Raw genomic sequence first — 17,248 nt, 5'->3', positions numbered from 1 at the left:
GTCTAGGAGTGTGTATGGCTGTTAAGGTTCTGGTGGTGGACGACTCCGGCTTTTTCCGCCGGCGTGTCTCGGAAATCCTGTCTGCTGACCCCAGCATTCAGGTCGTGGGCACGGCTACCAACGGGCGTGAGGCCATCGATCAGGCGCTGGCACTCAAGCCCGACGTGATCACCATGGATTACGAGATGCCGATGATGGACGGCATCACCGCTGTGCGAAACATCATGCAGCGCTGTCCAACGCCGGTGCTGATGTTCTCCTCGCTGACGCACGAAGGGGCGCGGGTGACCCTCGATGCCCTGGACGCCGGCGCGGTGGATTTCCTGCCGAAGAACTTCGAAGACATCTCGCGCAACCCCGAGAAGGTCAAGCAGATGCTCTGCGAGAAGGTGCACAGCATCGCACGCAGCAACCGTCGTTTCAGCTCGGCTGCAGTGGCGCCGGCGCCGACTGCGGCCAGCCCGAGCGCGGCGCCGATTAGCCGTCCTGCTGCCTCGACACGACCTGCTCTACCGGCTCCCGCTTCCGCAACTCCTGCACGTAGCGGTGGTGGGGCTGCGATTTCGTCTGCTCCCAAGCGCAAGGCTTACAAGCTGGTTGCCATCGGCACCTCGACCGGTGGCCCGGTGGCTCTGCAGCGTGTGCTGACCCAGCTACCGGCGAATTTTCCAGCGCCCATCGTACTCATCCAGCATATGCCGGCCGCGTTCACCAAGGCCTTTGCCGAGCGCCTGGACAAGCTGTGCCGCATTCAGGTCAAGGAAGCCGAAGACGGCGATATTCTGCGGCCCGGTCTGGCGCTGCTGGCACCTGGCGGCAAGCAGATGATGGTCGATGCGCGCGGTGCGGTGAAAATCCTCCCGGGTGACGAGCGTCTCAACTACAAACCCTGTGTCGATATCACCTTTGGCTCGGCAGCCAAGTCCTATGGTGACAAGGTACTGGCCGTGGTACTCACCGGTATGGGCGCCGATGGCCGCGAGGGTGCGCGTCTGCTCAAGCAGGGCGGGAGCCAGGTATGGGCGCAGGATGAGGCCAGTTGCGTGATCTATGGCATGCCCATGGCGGTGGTCAAGGCCAATCTGACCGATGCCGTCTATAGCCTCGATGACATTGGCCGGCATCTGACCGAGGCCTGCCAGTGAACAGTGTTGATGCGGAAACCTGCGCATGGATGTACTGAGCCTTATTGGCGTCATCCTGGCGTTCGTTGCCATTCTGGGCGGCAATTATCTTGAGGGTGGGCATGCTGGTGCCTTGCTCAATGGCCCGGCCGCGCTGATCGTCATCGGTGGTACCTTGGGTGCAGCGTTTCTGCAGGCGCCCGTGCAGGTATTCAAACGGGCCATGGGGATCCTGCGCTGGATTTTCTTTCCGCCGCGTATCGATCTGCCTGGTGGTATCAATCGTGTGGTTGGCTGGAGCATGGTGGCGCGCAAGGAAGGCCTGCTGGGGCTTGAAGCGGTCGCCGATGCCGAGCCTGATCCCTATGCGCGCAAGGGGCTGCAGTTGCTGGTCGACGGCGCCGAGCCGGAATCCATTCGCAGCATTCTCGAAGTCGACCTCTATACCCAGGAAGCGCGTGATATCCAGGCTGCCAAGGTATTCGAAAGCATGGGCGGCTACGCGCCGACCATCGGCATCATTGGTGCGGTAATGGGGTTGATTCATGTGATGGGCAATCTGGCCGACCCGAGCATGCTCGGCAGTGGCATTGCCGTGGCGTTCGTTGCCACCATTTATGGTGTGGGGTTCGCCAACCTGCTGCTGTTGCCTGCGGGCAACAAGCTCAAGGCCATTGCCATGCGTCAGTCGCGCTACCGTGAGATGCTGCTCGAAGGCATCCTGTCCATTGCCGAGGGAGAGAATCCACGCTCCATCGAACTGAAGCTGCAAGGCTTCATGGACTGATGGAGGGATGGCATGGCACGCAGGCGGCATCATGAAGAGCACGAGAATCACGAGCGTTGGCTGGTGTCCTACGCTGACTTCATCACCCTGTTGTTCGCCTTCTTCGTGGTGATGTACTCGATTTCCTCGATCAATGAAGGCAAGTACAAGGTTCTTTCCGATTCGCTGACGGGCGTGTTCAACCAGCCGGATCGTTCGATCAAGCCAATTCCGGTTGGTGAGGAGCGGCCGCGTACCAGTCAGCCGGATGATAGCGCCATGGACGATCCCAGTTCGGACTCGACCCTGCAGAGTATTGCCTCCAGCGTGCGTGAGGCCTTTGGTGAGTTGATCCAGGCCGATCAGCTGACCGTGCGCGGCAACGAGATGTGGATCGAGATCGAACTCAGTTCCAGCTTGCTGTTTCCCAGCGGTGATGCCATTCCGAACAACCAGGCGTTCGATATCATCGAAAAGGTGGCCAAGATTCTGGCGCCTTATCAAAACCCGGTTAAGGTCGAGGGCTTCACTGACAACCTGCCGATTCAGACGGCTCAATATCCAACCAACTGGGAGTTGTCGGCTGCGCGGGCGGCGAGCATCGTACGCATGCTGGCGATGGAGGGTGTCGACCCTTCGCGTCTTGCCGTTGTCGGCTATGGTGAGTTCCAGCCGGTAGCCGACAACGCCACGGCCGAGGGCCGGGCGCGGAATCGCCGAGTCGTGCTGGTGATTTCACGCAACCTTGAAACGCGCCGCAGTGATGGATCTGCCGCGACTCAGCAAAACGGGGCTGGCACGCAACCTGCACCGCCGTCTGCGTCGGGGGTTCCACAGTCGTGAAGCCGTCAAATTCCAGTCGCTTGCTCCGTGCCAGTGACGCCATTCTCGGCCTGAGCGCCTCTTGCCGGGAGGATAAGAGAACATGAAAGTCTGGGCAGTAGCCAATCAGAAGGGAGGGGTCGGCAAGACCACCACCTCCATTGCCCTGGCAGGCCTGTTGGCCGATGCCGGCAAGCGTGTAGTCGTGGTCGATCTCGATCCGCATGGGTCGATGACCAGTTATTTCGGCCATGATCCCGACACGCTGGAGCACAGTTGCTTCGATCTGTTCCTGCATCAGGGCAATGTGCCGCAAGGCCTGCCCAAGCAGCTGCTGCACAGCACCAGTCACGAGAATATCTCCCTGTTGCCGTCGAGCACCGCGCTGGCCACGCTCGAGCGCCAGTCACCGGGGCAGAGTGGCCTGGGTCTGGTAATCGCCAAGAGCCTGGCGCAGCTGTGGCAGGATTTCGATCATGCTGTCATCGACAGCCCGCCACTGCTCGGCGTACTGATGGTCAATGCCCTGGCAGCCAGCCAGCAACTGGTGATTCCGGTACAGACCGAGTTCCTCGCGGTGAAGGGCCTGGAGCGCATGATCACCACGCTGGCGATGATCAACCGTTCGCGCAAGCAGGCCTTGCCCTACACCATCGTGCCGACGCTGTTCGACCGTCGTACCCAGGCGTCCATGAGCACGCTGCGGGTGCTGCGCAATACCTATCCCGAGCACCTGTGGCCGGCCTACATTCCGGTGGATACGCGCTTGCGTGATGCCAGCCGGGCAGGGCGCACGCCTTCGCAGTTCGATGCGGGCAGCCGTGGCGTGATCGCCTATCGGGCACTGCTCAAGCATCTGCTCAGCCAACAGAATGCAGCACAGGTGGCCTGAGATGAGCGTCTATGTCGACTGGCTCGTCTCAAGTCTGGGCATGCTGCGGCCGATATGCTGTCAAGCTCTTATCCCGGGTTTCCGTCATGAGTCGTGATCTCGCCACTGCCACACGTTCACAGCTGGCTCTGCAGTCCTATCTCGATGGCCTGCTGCAGGAGGCTGCTGCCGAACTGGAGATGTCTGTCAGCCTCGATGAGTTCGAAGCTGCGGTGCTCGAGGAGCAGGTGCGCGATGCCCGATTGGTCGAGCCGGTAGCGCCAACGGTTGCGCCTGTTGCACTTGCAACTGTGGTCGAGCCGCAGGTTAAGGCCCCTGTTGCGCCGGTGGAGTTGCTCGCGCCGACACGGGTGCCGGTGATCGAAGAGGCGCCGCCAGAGGTTGCGGTCCATGCCGAGCCGGTGCCGCAACCGGCTGCCTTGCTCGCCGATGGCCGTCCGGCATGGGCCGAGGAGCCATTCGAGTGTCTGTTGTTCGACGTCGCCGGGCTGACCCTGGCGGTACCGCTGATTTGCCTGGGCTCGATCTATCCGCTCGAAGGCCAGGAGTTGACGCCGCTGTTCGGTCAGCCGGAGTGGTTTCTCGGTATTCTGCCCAGCCAGTCCGGTAACCTGAAGGTGCTGGATACGGCGCGCTGGGTGATGCCGGAACGTTACCGTGATGACTTCCGTGAAGGGCTGCAATACGTGATTTCGGTGCAGGGCTACGAGTGGGGGCTGGCGGTGCATCAGGTCAGCCGCTCTATTCGTCTGGATCCGGACGAGGTCAAGTGGCGCAGCCAGCGCAGCCAGCGACCCTGGCTGGCCGGTACGGTGATTGAACACATGTGTGCACTGCTCGACGTGGCGGCGCTGGCCGAGTTGATCGCCAGCGGCGCGGCGAAACGCCTGAATGGCGGAAAGAATTGGTGAGTCTGCACCAACGGGCTCTATAGTTGATGACAAGCGGGTCGACCCGCGCATGCCGCACTGAGCGGTTTTTGATGAGGCTAGGGACATGAAGAAAAGTTCTGCACAGGGTGCCGAAGATCCGATTCTGCAGTGGGTGACCTTTCGCCTGGATAACGAGACCTACGGCATTAACGTGATGCAGGTGCAGGAAGTCCTGCGTTACACCGAGATCGCCCCGGTACCGGGTGCTCCGAGCTATGTGCTGGGCATCATCAACCTGCGTGGCAACGTGGTTACCGTAATCGATACCCGCCAGCGTTTCGGCCTGGGTTCGGCGCCGGTCACCGACAACACCCGTATCGTCATCATCGAAGCGGACAAGCAAGTGGTCGGCATCCTGGTCGATAGCGTGGCCGAAGTGGTCTACCTGCGTCAGTCCGAGATCGAGACTGCACCGAACGTCGGTAACGACGAGTCGGCCAAGTTCATCCAGGGCGTGTGCAACAAGAACGGCGAGCTGCTGATTCTGGTCGAACTGGACAAGATGATGTCCGAAGAAGAGTGGTCGGAGCTGGAGAGCATCTGAGCCATGTCCGAGTTTGCCATGCTGGCTGCGGCCCTTGCCTTCGTGGCGCTGCTCTGCGTGGCATTGGGCATCGTCTGCCATGGCCTGCAGCGCAACCAGCAGCGTCTGCTGGCTGAGCAGGCCAAGCGTGATGCCGTGCGCGATGCTCGGATCAAGGAGCTGGGTAAACGGCTGGATGCCTACCTGACCGGCAGCATTCGCATGGGCGAAGAGTTGCACGAGTTGCGGCGTGTGGTGGCGCCGTTGCCGGATAAGGTCAGTCAGATCGAGCAGCGCGACCCCAGTAGCCTGTCCTTCACGCAGGCCGCACGCCTGGTGGGCATGGGCGCCAGCGTCGAAGATCTGACCCAGTCCTGTGGGTTGAGCAAGGCCGAGGCCGAGCTGATCAGTCGCCTGCACAAGCCCAAGGCCGGCCAGGCGCAATAGAGCCCGTATGGCGCCGCTCCCTCAGGCTTTCTCCGCGCCGGCACCCATTAAGACTGGCTTTCGCCTGCGCGCGGCTGAAGTAATCGCATCGTCACTCAGTTCGCCGGCCCCTCGAGTTGGCGCAGTGCAGGGCTGACGTCACGCTCCGTGTCCGTCTTAAAGCCTGGTGGTGCCTTGCCCTGCAGGTACCAGGCGAAGGCGATGATTTCGGCGATGCAGCGATACAGCGTCTCGGGAATCGCGTCGCCCAGCTCCAGGCGTGCCAGCAGGCGCACCAGCTCGGCATTCTCGTAGATTGGCACCTCGTACTCGCGGGCGATGGCGAGAATGGCCTCGGCCAGTTCGTCGTCGCCCTTGGCGCTGAGTACCGGCGCACTTTGTCCATCGTAATTCAGGGCAATGGCCTGGCGCGGTTCGGGCTGTGGCTTGCGGCTCATGCGGTTTCATCCACCCAGCGTTGTTCCAGCGAGGTCTTCGGGCCCTGCGGCGGCATACCCTGGCGACAGGTCAGCTCAGCGACTTCCAGGCCGGCGGCTTGCAGGCGCTCACGCAGGTTGCCCAGTTCGGCGTTGATCAGCGATGCGGTATCGGCGCGTTCGGCCCATAACTGGCTGGAGAGGCTGCCGCGTAGCAACTGAGCCCGAACCTGCAGTGGGCCAAGGTGGTCGAGATCGAAGGCCAGTTCCACGCGCCAGAGTGTTTCCTTCTGTTCCGCTTTTTCCGCCTTGGCGCTGTCTTCGCGCTGCAGTTTGACCTGCAGCGGAATCACCTCCTGCTGATGGCGCATGGGCAGCTCCAGCTGCCAGGTGGTCAGCAGGTTGCCGTTGGCGTCGACCTGGGTTTGCGCGAGGCTCGACAGTTGGTGGGTCTGCAGCCGTGAGACGGCCGCTGCGGCGAGCTTCAGCAGGGTTTCCAGGTCGGCTTCGCCATCCATGTTCTGCAGCAAGCGTGAGGGCAGGGGAAAGGTCAGCGCCTGTTGGCGTGCCGACCCGGCAGCGCCTGCGCCGAGCAGTTGCCGGGCCAGGTTGGGCAGGTTCTGGCCGAGGGCGTTCTGCAGGCCGGCAAGGGGACCGGAAACCCCTGGCAGTTGCGGCATCAGCTGGGCGATCAGACGCAGTAGGTTGGCCTTCAGGTTCTGCGGCAGTGTACCGGTCTGGCCCTGCAGCAGTTTGGCTTCGAGCAGCACACCGCTGCCTTCGAGTGCCTGGGCCAGGCCCTTGGCGGTACTCAGCTGGGTGCTGTCGGGGAGGGCGCCAAGCAGTTTGTCGATACTGCCGCGCAGGGCTTCATCGCCGCCGCTCAGCTTCTGCAGGCCCTTGAACAGACCCTCCAGCGATGCCTGGCGATTCTGCTGGGCGGCCAGTTGCTGGCCCAGTACCAATTGATCGAGGCGGCCACTGAGCGGCAGGAAGGCGAGGCTCTGGCTGCCCTGCACCTGCGCGCTGAGCAGGCTGCCGAGCGGCAGCGCCTGCGGACTGTCGAGCGCCAGCTGGCTGCCGGCGAGCGGGGTATTGAGCAGGTTCACCACCAGGCGATAGATTGTCTGCGCATTCTGTGTCGGCAGCGGGGCGCTGCTGACGACCTTGCCCTGCACCAGCGTGCCGGGTGGTAGTTGTTGCAGGTCAAGGCTGGTCAGCGGCTTGTCACCGCCAGCCTGCAAGGCCAGCGCCAGGCGAGTGTCCGACAGTGCTGTGACCACCAGTGCGCTGCCCTGGGCCAGTGGCCTGGGGCTTTCGGCTTGCAGAGTCGCCTGCTTGCCACCGGCGAGGGTCAGTTTGAGCAGCAGTTGGAAGCTTTGCGCCTGCTCACGAATCGCCACGACTTCGGCCTTGGCGCTTTCGCCGGCCGCCAGCATGCCTTCCAGCGGCTGCAACAGACGCACGGCCATGTCTGCGGCAGTCGCAGTGTTGCGAATCACCGGCACGGCAGGGGGAAGCGGGCGTGGGCTGCTGATTTCGCTCATGGGCTCTCACGTATCTGATGGTGTACTGCTTCGCGAGTACAGCCTAAGGCCGATTTGCCTGCGACAGATTAACACCCTGTCGAAAATGCTGACTGCGGGGGCAGTGACGCGACATGTATAATGCCGTCCCGTTGCGCAGCGCACTTCCGGCACGCGTCAGTATAGCGGCCGGAGCACCGTCGACTTTAACCCTGCCAGGTATCGATGACCCGTCCCGTTCCCCTTCTCGAAGCCGTGGCGCTCAGCTGTGAGCGGGACTGGCGCATGCTCTTCGAGCAGTTGCACTTCGCTCTGCAGCCAGGCGACATGCTGCAGATCAGCGGCCCCAACGGCAGCGGCAAGACCAGCCTGTTACGGCTGATCGCTGGCCTGCGTCAGCCGACCTCCGGCGACATCCTTTTGCAGGGCCAGGCCCTGGCCGAGCAGCGCAGTGAACTGGCGCGCAACCTGTTGTGGATTGGCCATGCCGCCGGCATCAAGGGCCTGCTGACTGCCGAAGAGAACCTGGCCTGGCTCTGCGCGTTGCATCGCCCGGCCAGTCGCGAGGCGATCTGGCAGGCGCTGGAAGCGGTCGGCCTGCGCGGTTTTGAGGACGTTCCCTGTCATACCCTGTCGGCCGGCCAACAGCGCCGTGTCGCGCTGGCACGCCTTTATTTGGCCGATACGCCGCCGCTATGGGTGCTCGATGAGCCGTTCACCGCGCTGGACAAGAGCGGTGTGGCGCAACTCGAAGCGCACCTGGCCGGCCATTGCGAACGCGGTGGCGTCGTGGTGCTGACCACTCACCACAGTCTGCAGCGTACACCGGCGACCTATCGCGACCTGGATCTGGGGCAGTACGCCGCATGAGCAACGTTTTCACACAGCTGCTGTCGCGCGAAATGCGCCTGCTTGCTCGTCGTCCGTCCGACCTGGCCAACCCCCTGGTATTCTTCGCCATCGTGATTGCGCTGTTCCCGCTGGCGGTGGGGCCAGAGACGCAATTGTTGCAAACCCTTTCTCCGGGTCTGGTCTGGGTCGCAGCCCTTTTGGCCGTGCTGCTCTCGCTGGACGGGCTTTTCCGCAGTGATTTCGAGGATGGCTCGCTGGAACAGTGGGTCCTTTCGTCGCACCCCCTGCCTCTTCTGGTGTTGGCCAAGGTGCTGGCACACTGGCTTTTCAGTGGTCTGGCGCTGGTTTTGCTGGCGCCTGTGCTGGCGCTGATGCTTGGTCTGCCTGGGCGTTGCCTGCCGGTACTGCTGATTTCCCTGCTGCTCGGCACCCCGGTGCTGAGCCTGCTCGGCGCGGTGGGCGCGGCGCTCACCGTTGGTCTTAAGCGCGGCGGCCTGCTGCTGGCGCTGCTGATCCTGCCGCTGTACATTCCGGTGCTGATTCTTGGCAGCGGGGCGCTGCAGGCGGCCTTGCAAGGACTGCCGGCTAGCGGTCACCTGTTGTGGCTGGCCAGCCTCACCGCCCTGGCGGTGACCCTGACACCTTTTGCGATTGCCGCCGGTCTGACCATCAGTGTCGGCGAATAAGAACGAACCGTGATGTAGCCCGGATGCAATCCGGGAGCTCTCGACAGCCTCCCCGGATTGCATCCGGGCTACGTGTAGATGATGAGTCGACTGAATGAACTGGACGTGGTTTCACAAGTGGGGTTCGCCCAAGTGGTTCTATGAGATGAGCGGCCGCTGGCTGCCTTGGCTCAGTATCGCTGCTGTGTTGCTGATCGCCGCTGGCCTGATCTGGGGCCTGGCGTTCGCGCCGCCGGACTACCAGCAGGGCAATAGCTTTCGCATCATCTACATTCATGTTCCGGCGGCTTTCCTGGCGCAGTCGATCTACGTGACCCTGGCGATCGCCGGCCTGGTCGGGCTGGTGTGGAAGATGAAGCTGGCCGATGTCGCCCTGCAGCAGGCTGCCCCCGTCGGCGCCTGGATGACCGCCATCGCATTGCTCACGGGGGCCATCTGGGGCAAACCGACCTGGGGCACCTACTGGGTATGGGACGCGCGCCTGACCTCGATGCTGATCCTGCTGTTCCTGTATTTCGGCGTCATCGCCCTGGGCAATGCGATCAGCAACCGCGACAGCGCCGCCAAGGCCTGTGCCGTGCTCGCGATCGTCGGTGTGGTCAACATTCCGATCATCAAGTACTCGGTGGAATGGTGGAACTCACTGCACCAGACCGCCACCTTCAAGATCACCGAAAAACCGGCCATGCCGATGGAGATGTGGCTGCCGCTGCTGCTGGCGGTGCTGGGGTTCTACTGCTTCTTCGGCGCCGTGCTGCTCTATCGCATGCGTCTTGAAGTGCTCAAGCGTGAAGCGCGCAGCAGTTGGGTGAAAGCCGAAGTGCAGACATTGGTGGAGGGCAAGGCATGAGTTTCGCGTCGTTCTCCGAGTTTCTCGCCATGGGCACTCATGGTGTATTCGTCTGGAGTGCCTACGGCGTCAGCCTGGCGATCCTGGCGTTGAATGTGGTGCTGCCAATCCTGGCGCGCCGCCGTTACCTGCAAGACGAGGCGCGTCGTTTGCGCCGGGAGAAGTCGAAGTGAATCCGGTTCGCAAGAAACGCCTGTACATCGTTCTGGCCATCCTCTGTGGCGTCAGCATCGCCGTGGCGCTGGCGCTGACCGCGCTGCAGGAGAACATCAACCTGTTCTACACCCCGAGTCAGATCGCCAATGGCGAAGCGCCCGAGGGCACGCGCATTCGTGCCGGTGGTCTGGTCGAAGAGGGCTCGGTGAAGCGCTCCCCCGATACCCTGGAAGTCGACTTCGTCGTCACCGATGGCGCCCATGGCGTGACCATTCGCTACAGCGGCATCCTGCCGGATCTGTTTCGTGAAGGGCAGGGCATCGTCGCTCTGGGGCGTGTCAATGCAGAGGGCGTGCTGGTGGCTGACGAGGTACTGGCCAAGCACGACGAGAACTACATGCCGCCTGAAGTCATGCAGGCGCTGGAAAAGAGCGGAATGATGCAGAAGCACAACGAGGCCAAGGCCGCCAAACAAGGCTATCAGCAGGAGAGCGCACAATGATTCCCGAGCTCGGCCATCTGGCGATGATTCTGGCGCTGTGCCTGTGCCTGGTACAGGCGACGCTACCGCTGATCGGTGCCTGGCGCGGTGACCACCAATGGATGAGCCTGGCGCAGCCGGCTGCCTGGGGTCAGTTCGCCTTTCTGTTGTTTTCCTTCATCTGTCTGACCTATGCATTCATGGTCGACGATTTCTCCGTCGCCTACGTGGCCAACAACTCCAACACGGCACTGCCCTGGTACTACAAGTTCAGTGCGGTGTGGGGCGCACACGAAGGCTCCCTGCTGCTGTGGGCGTTGATTCTGGCGGGCTGGACCTTCGCCGTGGCGATCTTCTCGCGCCACCTGCCGGAGGAGATGCTGGCCCGCGTACTGGCAGTGATGGGCATGATCAGCATTGGTTTTCTGCTGTTCCTGATCGTCACCTCCAACCCCTTCGAACGTCTGCTGCCGAACTCGCCGGCTGATGGCCGCGACCTCAATCCCTTGTTGCAGGACTTCGGCCTGATCGTGCATCCGCCGATGCTGTATATGGGCTACGTCGGTTTCTCGGTGGCCTTTGCCTTCGCCATCGCCGCATTGCTCGGCGGCAAGCTCGATGCTGCCTGGGCGCGCTGGTCGCGGCCCTGGACTACCGTTGCCTGGGCTTTCCTTGGTATCGGTATCGCCCTGGGCTCCTGGTGGGCCTACTACGAGCTCGGCTGGGGCGGCTGGTGGTTCTGGGACCCGGTAGAGAACGCGTCCTTCATGCCCTGGTTGGTGGGCACGGCGCTGATCCACTCATTGGCCGTGACTGAGAAGCGCGGCGTGTTCAAGAGCTGGACGGTGCTGCTGGCCATCGCCGCCTTCTCCCTCAGCCTGCTGGGTACCTTCCTGGTTCGCTCTGGTGTGCTGACCTCCGTGCATGCTTTTGCCACCGACCCGGAGCGCGGCGTGTTCATTCTCGCCTTCCTGCTGGTGGTGGTGGGCGGTTCGCTGGCGTTGTTCGCCGTGCGCGCGCCGGTGGTCAAGAGCCAGGTCGGCTTTGGCTTGTGGTCGCGTGAGGCGCTGCTGTTGGTCAACAACATCGTGCTGGTGGTGTCGGCCGCGATGATTCTGCTCGGCACCCTCTACCCGCTGGTGCTCGATGCGCTGACCGGCGCCAAGCTGTCGGTCGGCCCGCCTTACTTCAACGCGCTGTTCCTGCCGCTGATGGCACTGCTGATGGCGGTGATCAGTGTCGGCGTGCTGGTGCGCTGGAAGGATACCCCGCTGAAATGGTTGGGCAGCATGCTGGCACCGGTGCTGGTGGCCAGCGTGGTGCTGGCGGTAGTCGCCACTTTCCTGCATGGCGATTTCCACTGGGCCGTTCTGGCCGTCTGCCTGCTGGCCTTCTGGGTGATCCTGGCTGGCGTGCGCGACATCCTCGACAAGACCCGGCACAAGGGCCTGCTAAAAGGCCTGCCGAGCCTGGGCCGCAGCTACTGGGGCATGCAGATGGCGCACTTCGGTTTCGCCGTATGCGCCCTGGGTGTGGTGCTCACCAGCCTTGGCAGCTACGAGCGCGATCTGCGTATGGCGCCGGGTGACTCGGTGGAATTGGGCGGCTATCGCTTCCAGTTTGAGGGCGCGGTGCATCATGAAGGCCCCAACTTCATTTCCGACAAGGGCACGGTGCGTGTGTTCGACGGCGAGCGGCAGATCAGCGTGCTGCACCCGGAGAAGCGCCTGTACACCGTGCAGCAGGCGACCATGACCGAGGCGGGCATCGATGCCGGCTTCACTCGCGACCTGTTCGTCGCCCTCGGCGAGCCGCTGGAGCAGGGCGCCTGGGCCGTACGCATTCACATCAAACCGTTCGTCCGCTGGATCTGGCTGGGCGCGCTGCTGATGGGCTTCGGCGGCTTCCTCGCTGCAGCCGACAAGCGCTACCGCATCAAGGTCAGAACCCGCGTGCGCGAAGCCCTGGGCATGCAGGAGGCCAGCGCATGAGACGCCTGCTTCTGCTGTTGCCGCTGCTGGCCTTTCTGGCGATTGCCGTATTCCTCTATCGCGGCCTGTTCCTCGACCCGTCCGAGTTGCCCTCGGCGCTGATCGGCAAGCCGTTTCCGGCTTTCAGCCTGCCGGCGCTGGACGATCCCGAGCGCACCCTCAGCGAGGCTGACATCAAGGGCCGGCCTGCGCTGGTCAACGTCTGGGCCACCTGGTGCCCGGCCTGCCGTCACGAGCATCCGGTGCTGAACAAGCTGGCCGAGGCTGGCGTGGTGATCCATGGGGTCAACTACAAGGATCAGCGCGAACCTGCGCAGAAATGGCTGCGCGACCTGCACAATCCGTATCAGCTCAACATCGAGGACGCCAAGGGCAGCCTCGGTCTGGACCTGGGTGTGTACGGCGCGCCGGAAACCTTCTTCGTCGATGCCAAGGGCATCATCCGTCACAAGTTCGTCGGCACCATCGACGAGCGGATCTGGCGCGAGACGCTGGCGCCGATCTACCAGCAATTGGTTGACGAGGCCCAGCCATGAAGCGTCTGTTGATTTTTGCCAGTTTGGCACTGGGGCTGTTGGCCAGTGCGCATGCCGCCATCGATACCTTTGAGTTCGCCAACGACGCCGAGCGTCAGCGCTATCGCAATCTGATCGAAGAGCTGCGCTGCCCGAAGTGCCAGAACCAGAACATCGCCGACTCCGATGCGCCGATCGCCATGGACCTGCGCAACGAGATCTTCCGCATGCTCGAAGAGGGCAAGAGCAACGAGGAAATCATCGATTTCCTGGTCTCGCGCTATGGCGACTTCGTGCTCTACAAGCCGCCGCTGACCAGTCGCACGCTGCTGCTCTGGTACGGCCCGGCCGGCATGTTGGTAATCGGCTTCGGTGTGCTGGGGGTGATTCTCCTGCGCCGTCGCAGCCAGAACAAAGACCGCTCTGCTGCTGGCCTCTCCGTCGATGAGCAGGCGCGCCTCGCCGCATTGCTCGAGCAAAACTCTCAGGACAACAAAGACCGATGATCGATTTCTGGTTGCCCGCCGGGCTGCTGTTGCTGACTGCCCTGGCTTTTCTGTTGATTCCGGTACTGCGTATTCGCAAGCTGCAGGCCGAAGAAGACCGTACCGCACTCAACGTCACCCTCTATCAGGAGCGCCTGCAGGAGCTGGAAAACCAACTCCAGGCTGGCGTGCTCGATGAAGCGCAGATGGAGGCCGGTCGTGCCGAGGCGGCGCGCGAGCTGCTGGATGATACCGAAGGCGTGCAGCGCCGCAGCAGCGTGCTCGGCGGCAAGATTCCGCTGGTGTCGGCGCTGCTGGTGCCGGTGCTGGGGGTTGCCCTTTATCTGCACTGGGGCGCTGTCGATGAGGTCGTACAGACTCGCCAACTGGCCGCTGCGCAGCCGCAAAGCATCGAGGAGATGACTGCGCGCCTGGAGCAGACCGTGCAGCAACAGCCGGAGTCTGCCGAGGCCTGGTACTTCCTCGGTCGTACCTATATGGCGCAGGAGCGTGCCGCAGATGCTGCCAAGGCCTTTGGGCGTGCCGTGGACGTCGCCGGACGTGCGCCGGAGCTGCTCGGTCAATGGGCGCAGGCGCTGTATTTCGCCGAAGGCAAACAGTGGAACGAGCAACTGCAGGCGCTTACCGACGAAGCGTTGCAGGCTGATCCGGAAGAGGTCACCAGCCTCGGTCTGCTGGGTATCGCTGCCTACGAAAGCCAGCGCTATGCCGATGCCGTGCGCTACTGGGAGCGTCTGGTCGCCGTGTTGCCGGAGCAGGATCCGTCCCGTGCGGCCATCGCCGGTGGTATCGAACGTGCCCGCCAGCAGATGGCTGAGGGCGAGCAGCCCAGCGCTGCAGCCGAGCCGGACGCCAAGGTTCAGGCGCTGCAGGTCAGCGTATCGCTGGCGCCCGACGTGCAGCAGAACGTGCAGCCGGACGATGCCGTGTTCATCTTTGCTCGTGCCCTCAGTGGCCCGCCAGTGCCGTTGGCGGTCAAGCGCCTGAAGGTTTCCGACCTGCCGGCGCAAGTCAGCCTGTCGGATGTGGACGCAATGATGCCACAGCTGAAAATCTCCCAATTCGACCAGGTACAACTGGTGGCGCGTATATCGCGCGCTGGCAATGCCACTCAGGGTGAATGGATCGGCCAGAGCGGTCCGGTGGCCAACACGGCCACTGACTTACAGACGCTACTGATCGACAGCCGCGACGGGCAGCCACAGTGAAGCGTTTGGTGCTGGCCTGCGTACTCGGGCTTGGCCTGAGCGGCTGCGTATTGCAGCAACCGAGTACACCGGTTGGCCAGTTGCCGCCGGTGCAGCAGCCGTCGCACCCGCGCTACGCGCCGCCGCCTGGGGTGAAGAGCCACTGGAACCCGGGGCTGGGCGTCTATGTAGTCGAAGGTGCACGTGATCTGTACTACCGCGAGCGCATCTTCTACCGCTGGGAGGGCGGCTGGAGCTGGTCGCCACAGGCCGGCGGGCCGTGGCGGGATACCGACAGCTCCGGCATTCCTCCGGGGCTGTTCCGCCAGTATCAGAATCGCTGATCGCGCGGTAGGGCGGGAGCAACCCGCCGCATTTCAGATAAGACTTCTCGGGTCGTCTTTCGCAGGCGCTTCGGCGCGAAGGTTTTGGCTTTGCGCCGTGCTTGATTCGTCGCGAGGCGCGGCTCTTGTGCCGCATCCATGTCGAAATCCCGCCCCGTGGCGAAGCTTTACCGTTGCGTCGCGCTCTCGGTTCGCGGCGGGGCGCCGCTCCTACGGGTAGGGGGTGTTCCGGGTTTCTATGTAGGAGCCCCGCCCCGGGGCGAAGCTTTGCCGTTGCGTCGCGCTCTCGGTTCGCGGCGGGGCGCCGCTCCTACGGGTAGGGGGTGTTCCGGGTTTCTATGTAGGAGCCCCGCCCCGGTGCGAAGCTTTGCCGTTGCGGCGCTCTCTCGATTTGCGGCGGGGCGCCGCTCCTACGGGTAGGGGGTGTTCCGGGTTTCTGCGTAGGAGCCCCGCCCCGGTGCGAAGCTTTGCCGTTGCGGCGCGCTCTCGGTTCGCGGCGGGGCGCCGCTCCTACGGGTAGGGGGTGTTCCGGGTTTCTGTGTAGGAGCCCCGCCCCGGGGCGAAGCTTTGCCGCAGCGGCGCTCTCTCGATTCGTGGCGCAGCGCCGCCCCTGTACGGGCGGCGCATTGACGCTTGACTGACGGATAGCTTCGCTCCGGGCTCAATGCGCCCAGATCAAACCCACCAGCAGATAGCAGGCCAGCGTGACGACCACCACGCCGAACAGGTTGAGGGCGAAGCCGGCCTTGATCATCGACTGTATCTTCATATGCCCGGTACCGAACACGATGGCGTTCGGTGGTGTCGCCACCGGCATCATGAAGGCGCAGCTGGCGGCGATGGCGGCCGGAATCGCCAGCAGCTCGGCCGGCATCCCCTGAGCCACGGCCAGCGCACCCAGCAGCGGCAGGAAGGCGGCGGCAGTCGCCGTGTTGGAGGTGATTTCAGTGAGGAAGATGATCACCAGCACCACCACGCCGACTATCGCGATCACGGGCAGGGCACCCAATGCGCCGAGACTCTGTGCAATCCACTCGGCCAGGCCGGAGCTGCGGATCACGCCGGCCAGCGACAAGCCACCACCGAACAGCAGCAATACACCCCATGGCAGTTTGCCGGCGCTTTCCCAGTTCATCAGGAATACACGTTTCTTGGTGTCTACCGGGATGATGAACAGCGCCAGTGCTGCGGCGATGGCGATGCTGGTGTCGTTCACACCCGATATCCAGTCGGCGATCAGCGGCTGGAATATCCAGGCCAGTGCCGTGACCACGAACACCAGTGCCACCAGCTTCTCACCCCGGCTCAGCGGGCCCAGCTCGGCCAGCTCGCTGCGGATCAGTTGAGTGCTGTCATGCCCGCGGAGGTTGAAGCCGTCACGGGTCAACCACCACCAGGTAAAGATCAGCATCATCGCGGATACCGGTACGCCCAGCAGCATCCACTGACCAAAACCGATCTGTACGTCGTAGTTGTCGGCCAGGAAGGCGGCCAGCAGCGCATTGGGTGGTGTGCCGATCAAAGTGGCGATCCCCCCCAGGCTTGCTGCATAGGCAATCGCCAGCAGCAGGGCGGTGGCGAAGCGCTCGCGGTCGGTCTCGCTGGTTTTATTTTCACCGCTGAGCATGGCGATCACCGACAGGCCGATGGGCAGCATCATGATGGTGGTGGCGGTATTGCTCACCCACATGCTGAGAAAGGCAGTGGCCATCATGAAACCGGCGATCTGCCTGCTCGGCTTGCTGCCCATGGCCAGCAGCGTCATCAGGGCGATGCGCTTGTGCAGGTTCCAGCGCTCCATGGCCAGGCCCAGGATGAAGCCGCCGAGGAACAGGTAGATGGTTGGATTGGCATAGGGCGCGGTCGCGGCGTTGAGGCTGTCGATGCCCAGCGCCGGGATTAACAGGATTGGCAACAGCGAGGTGGCCGGAATCGGGATGGCCTCGGTCGACCACCAGGTTGCCATCAGCAAGGCCAGGCCAATGGTGGCCCAGGCTGTGCTGGAAAGGCCGCTGGGCGGTTCGGTAACCAGGCAGGCGAGCAGTAGCAAGGGGCCCAAGATCAGGCCAATCCAGGCGGCCTTGGCAGGTGCCGTGGATTCATTGGTGGTAACGGCCATGGCGCGCTTCCTTCAGCTAAAAAAGGCGGGCTTTATAGCCCACAGGGCGACTTTATGACCACGCGCTGGCTGATCGGTTTTGCTTCAGCCTGTTTCAGAAGGGCGATGCCCCT

The 17,248-nt window shown here is 63.2% G+C and carries 20 protein-coding genes; 17 read left to right on the top strand and 3 right to left on the bottom strand.

The genetic code is table 11. The features are described from left to right. Positions 1 to 14 precede the first annotated feature (14 nt). The 7 genes from N5J71_RS02610 to N5J71_RS02580 all read left to right on the top strand — a co-directional run bounded on the left by N5J71_RS02610 (position 15) and on the right by N5J71_RS02580 (position 5,506). Complete coding sequence (locus N5J71_RS02610; RefSeq protein WP_279916235.1) at positions 15 to 1,145, top strand: protein-glutamate methylesterase/protein-glutamine glutaminase; 1,131 nt, start codon at positions 15 to 17, stop codon at positions 1,143 to 1,145. A 25-nt stretch (positions 1,146 to 1,170) separates the two neighbouring features. Then, positions 1,171 to 1,911: a flagellar motor protein gene (locus N5J71_RS02605; protein ID WP_108234520.1), complete on the top strand. Its 741-nt coding sequence runs from the start codon at positions 1,171 to 1,173 to the stop codon at positions 1,909 to 1,911. A gap of 12 nt (positions 1,912 to 1,923) precedes the next feature. Next, on the top strand, positions 1,924 to 2,733 hold the full coding sequence (motD, locus tag N5J71_RS02600; RefSeq protein WP_279916234.1) for a flagellar motor protein MotD: 810 nt from the start codon (positions 1,924 to 1,926) through the stop codon (positions 2,731 to 2,733). Positions 2,734 to 2,815: 82 nt separating this feature from the next. Further along, positions 2,816 to 3,604 carry a ParA family protein gene (locus tag N5J71_RS02595; RefSeq protein WP_279916233.1) on the top strand — a complete coding sequence of 263 codons (789 nt, stop codon included), beginning with the start codon at positions 2,816 to 2,818 and terminating at the stop codon, positions 3,602 to 3,604. Between the two features lie 86 nt (positions 3,605 to 3,690). Further along, positions 3,691 to 4,515 (top strand): CheW domain-containing protein, encoded by an 825-nt coding sequence (locus N5J71_RS02590; RefSeq protein ID WP_279916231.1) that lies wholly within the window; start codon positions 3,691 to 3,693, stop codon positions 4,513 to 4,515. 85 nt (positions 4,516 to 4,600) lie between these two features. Continuing rightward, positions 4,601 to 5,080 (top strand): chemotaxis protein CheW, encoded by a 480-nt coding sequence (locus N5J71_RS02585; RefSeq protein WP_003243242.1) that lies wholly within the window; start codon positions 4,601 to 4,603, stop codon positions 5,078 to 5,080. A 3-nt stretch (positions 5,081 to 5,083) separates the two neighbouring features. Continuing rightward, positions 5,084 to 5,506, top strand: coding sequence for a DUF2802 domain-containing protein (locus N5J71_RS02580; protein ID WP_147810698.1), 423 nt, complete (start codon positions 5,084 to 5,086; stop codon positions 5,504 to 5,506). Between the two features lie 95 nt (positions 5,507 to 5,601). Here the strand turns inward: N5J71_RS02580 and N5J71_RS02575 are convergent, their stop codons facing one another. Together N5J71_RS02575 and fliK are read right to left on the bottom strand one after the other, a co-directional pair. Continuing rightward, positions 5,602 to 5,943, bottom strand: a complete 342-nt coding sequence (locus N5J71_RS02575) for an EscU/YscU/HrcU family type III secretion system export apparatus switch protein (RefSeq protein ID WP_279916230.1) — start codon at positions 5,941 to 5,943, stop codon at positions 5,602 to 5,604. Further along, positions 5,940 to 7,469, bottom strand: a complete 1,530-nt coding sequence (gene fliK / locus N5J71_RS02570) for a flagellar hook-length control protein FliK (RefSeq protein ID WP_279916229.1) — start codon at positions 7,467 to 7,469, stop codon at positions 5,940 to 5,942. Before fliK ends, N5J71_RS02575 begins: the two co-directional genes overlap by 4 nt. Positions 7,470 to 7,673: 204 nt before the next feature. Here fliK and ccmA point away from each other — a divergent pair, with 204 nt between their 5' ends. The 10 genes from ccmA to N5J71_RS02520 all read left to right on the top strand — a co-directional run bounded on the left by ccmA (position 7,674) and on the right by N5J71_RS02520 (position 15,016). Then, the gene (gene ccmA, locus N5J71_RS02565; protein WP_017679186.1) at positions 7,674 to 8,318 is read left to right on the top strand and encodes a cytochrome c biogenesis heme-transporting ATPase CcmA; all 645 of its coding nucleotides are present in this window, start codon (positions 7,674 to 7,676) and stop codon (positions 8,316 to 8,318) included. Beyond that, the gene (gene ccmB / locus N5J71_RS02560; protein ID WP_003460796.1) at positions 8,315 to 8,986 is read left to right on the top strand and encodes a heme exporter protein CcmB; all 672 of its coding nucleotides are present in this window, start codon (positions 8,315 to 8,317) and stop codon (positions 8,984 to 8,986) included. The genes ccmA and ccmB overlap by 4 nt, the downstream gene beginning before the upstream one ends. A 94-nt stretch (positions 8,987 to 9,080) precedes the next feature. Further along, positions 9,081 to 9,836, top strand: coding sequence for a heme ABC transporter permease (locus N5J71_RS02555; RefSeq protein ID WP_003460797.1), 756 nt, complete (start codon positions 9,081 to 9,083; stop codon positions 9,834 to 9,836). Then, entirely contained in the window at positions 9,833 to 10,009 is a 177-nt protein-coding gene (ccmD, locus tag N5J71_RS02550) for a heme exporter protein CcmD (protein ID WP_003460798.1), read from the top strand. Before N5J71_RS02555 ends, ccmD begins: the two co-directional genes overlap by 4 nt. After that, positions 10,006 to 10,494, top strand: coding sequence for a cytochrome c maturation protein CcmE (gene ccmE / locus N5J71_RS02545; protein WP_003460799.1), 489 nt, complete (start codon positions 10,006 to 10,008; stop codon positions 10,492 to 10,494). Before ccmD ends, ccmE begins: the two co-directional genes overlap by 4 nt. Next, the gene (locus N5J71_RS02540; protein WP_074857695.1) at positions 10,491 to 12,464 is read left to right on the top strand and encodes a heme lyase CcmF/NrfE family subunit; all 1,974 of its coding nucleotides are present in this window, start codon (positions 10,491 to 10,493) and stop codon (positions 12,462 to 12,464) included. The genes ccmE and N5J71_RS02540 overlap by 4 nt, the downstream gene beginning before the upstream one ends. Further along, the gene (locus N5J71_RS02535; protein WP_003460801.1) at positions 12,461 to 13,000 is read left to right on the top strand and encodes a DsbE family thiol:disulfide interchange protein; all 540 of its coding nucleotides are present in this window, start codon (positions 12,461 to 12,463) and stop codon (positions 12,998 to 13,000) included. Before N5J71_RS02540 ends, N5J71_RS02535 begins: the two co-directional genes overlap by 4 nt. Continuing rightward, entirely contained in the window at positions 12,997 to 13,485 is a 489-nt protein-coding gene (locus N5J71_RS02530) for a cytochrome c-type biogenesis protein (RefSeq protein WP_003460802.1), read from the top strand. Before N5J71_RS02535 ends, N5J71_RS02530 begins: the two co-directional genes overlap by 4 nt. Continuing rightward, positions 13,482 to 14,693: a c-type cytochrome biogenesis protein CcmI gene (ccmI, locus tag N5J71_RS02525; protein WP_279916228.1), complete on the top strand. Its 1,212-nt coding sequence runs from the start codon at positions 13,482 to 13,484 to the stop codon at positions 14,691 to 14,693. Before N5J71_RS02530 ends, ccmI begins: the two co-directional genes overlap by 4 nt. After that, entirely contained in the window at positions 14,690 to 15,016 is a 327-nt protein-coding gene (locus tag N5J71_RS02520; RefSeq protein WP_039964681.1) for a hypothetical protein, read from the top strand. The genes ccmI and N5J71_RS02520 overlap by 4 nt, the downstream gene beginning before the upstream one ends. 661 nt (positions 15,017 to 15,677) lie before the next feature. Here the strand turns inward: N5J71_RS02520 and N5J71_RS02515 are convergent. After that, positions 15,678 to 17,135 carry an SLC13 family permease gene (locus tag N5J71_RS02515; RefSeq protein ID WP_279916226.1) on the bottom strand — a complete coding sequence of 486 codons (1,458 nt, stop codon included), beginning with the start codon at positions 17,133 to 17,135 and terminating at the stop codon, positions 15,678 to 15,680. Between the last annotated feature and the right edge of the window lie 113 nt (positions 17,136 to 17,248).

The organism is Ectopseudomonas oleovorans, from assembly GCF_029845265.1.
GTDB lineage: Bacteria > Pseudomonadota > Gammaproteobacteria > Pseudomonadales > Pseudomonadaceae > Aquipseudomonas > Aquipseudomonas oleovorans.
Note: the sequence above shows the minus strand (reverse complement) of the source record. Positions and strands in the feature narration are given on the sequence as shown.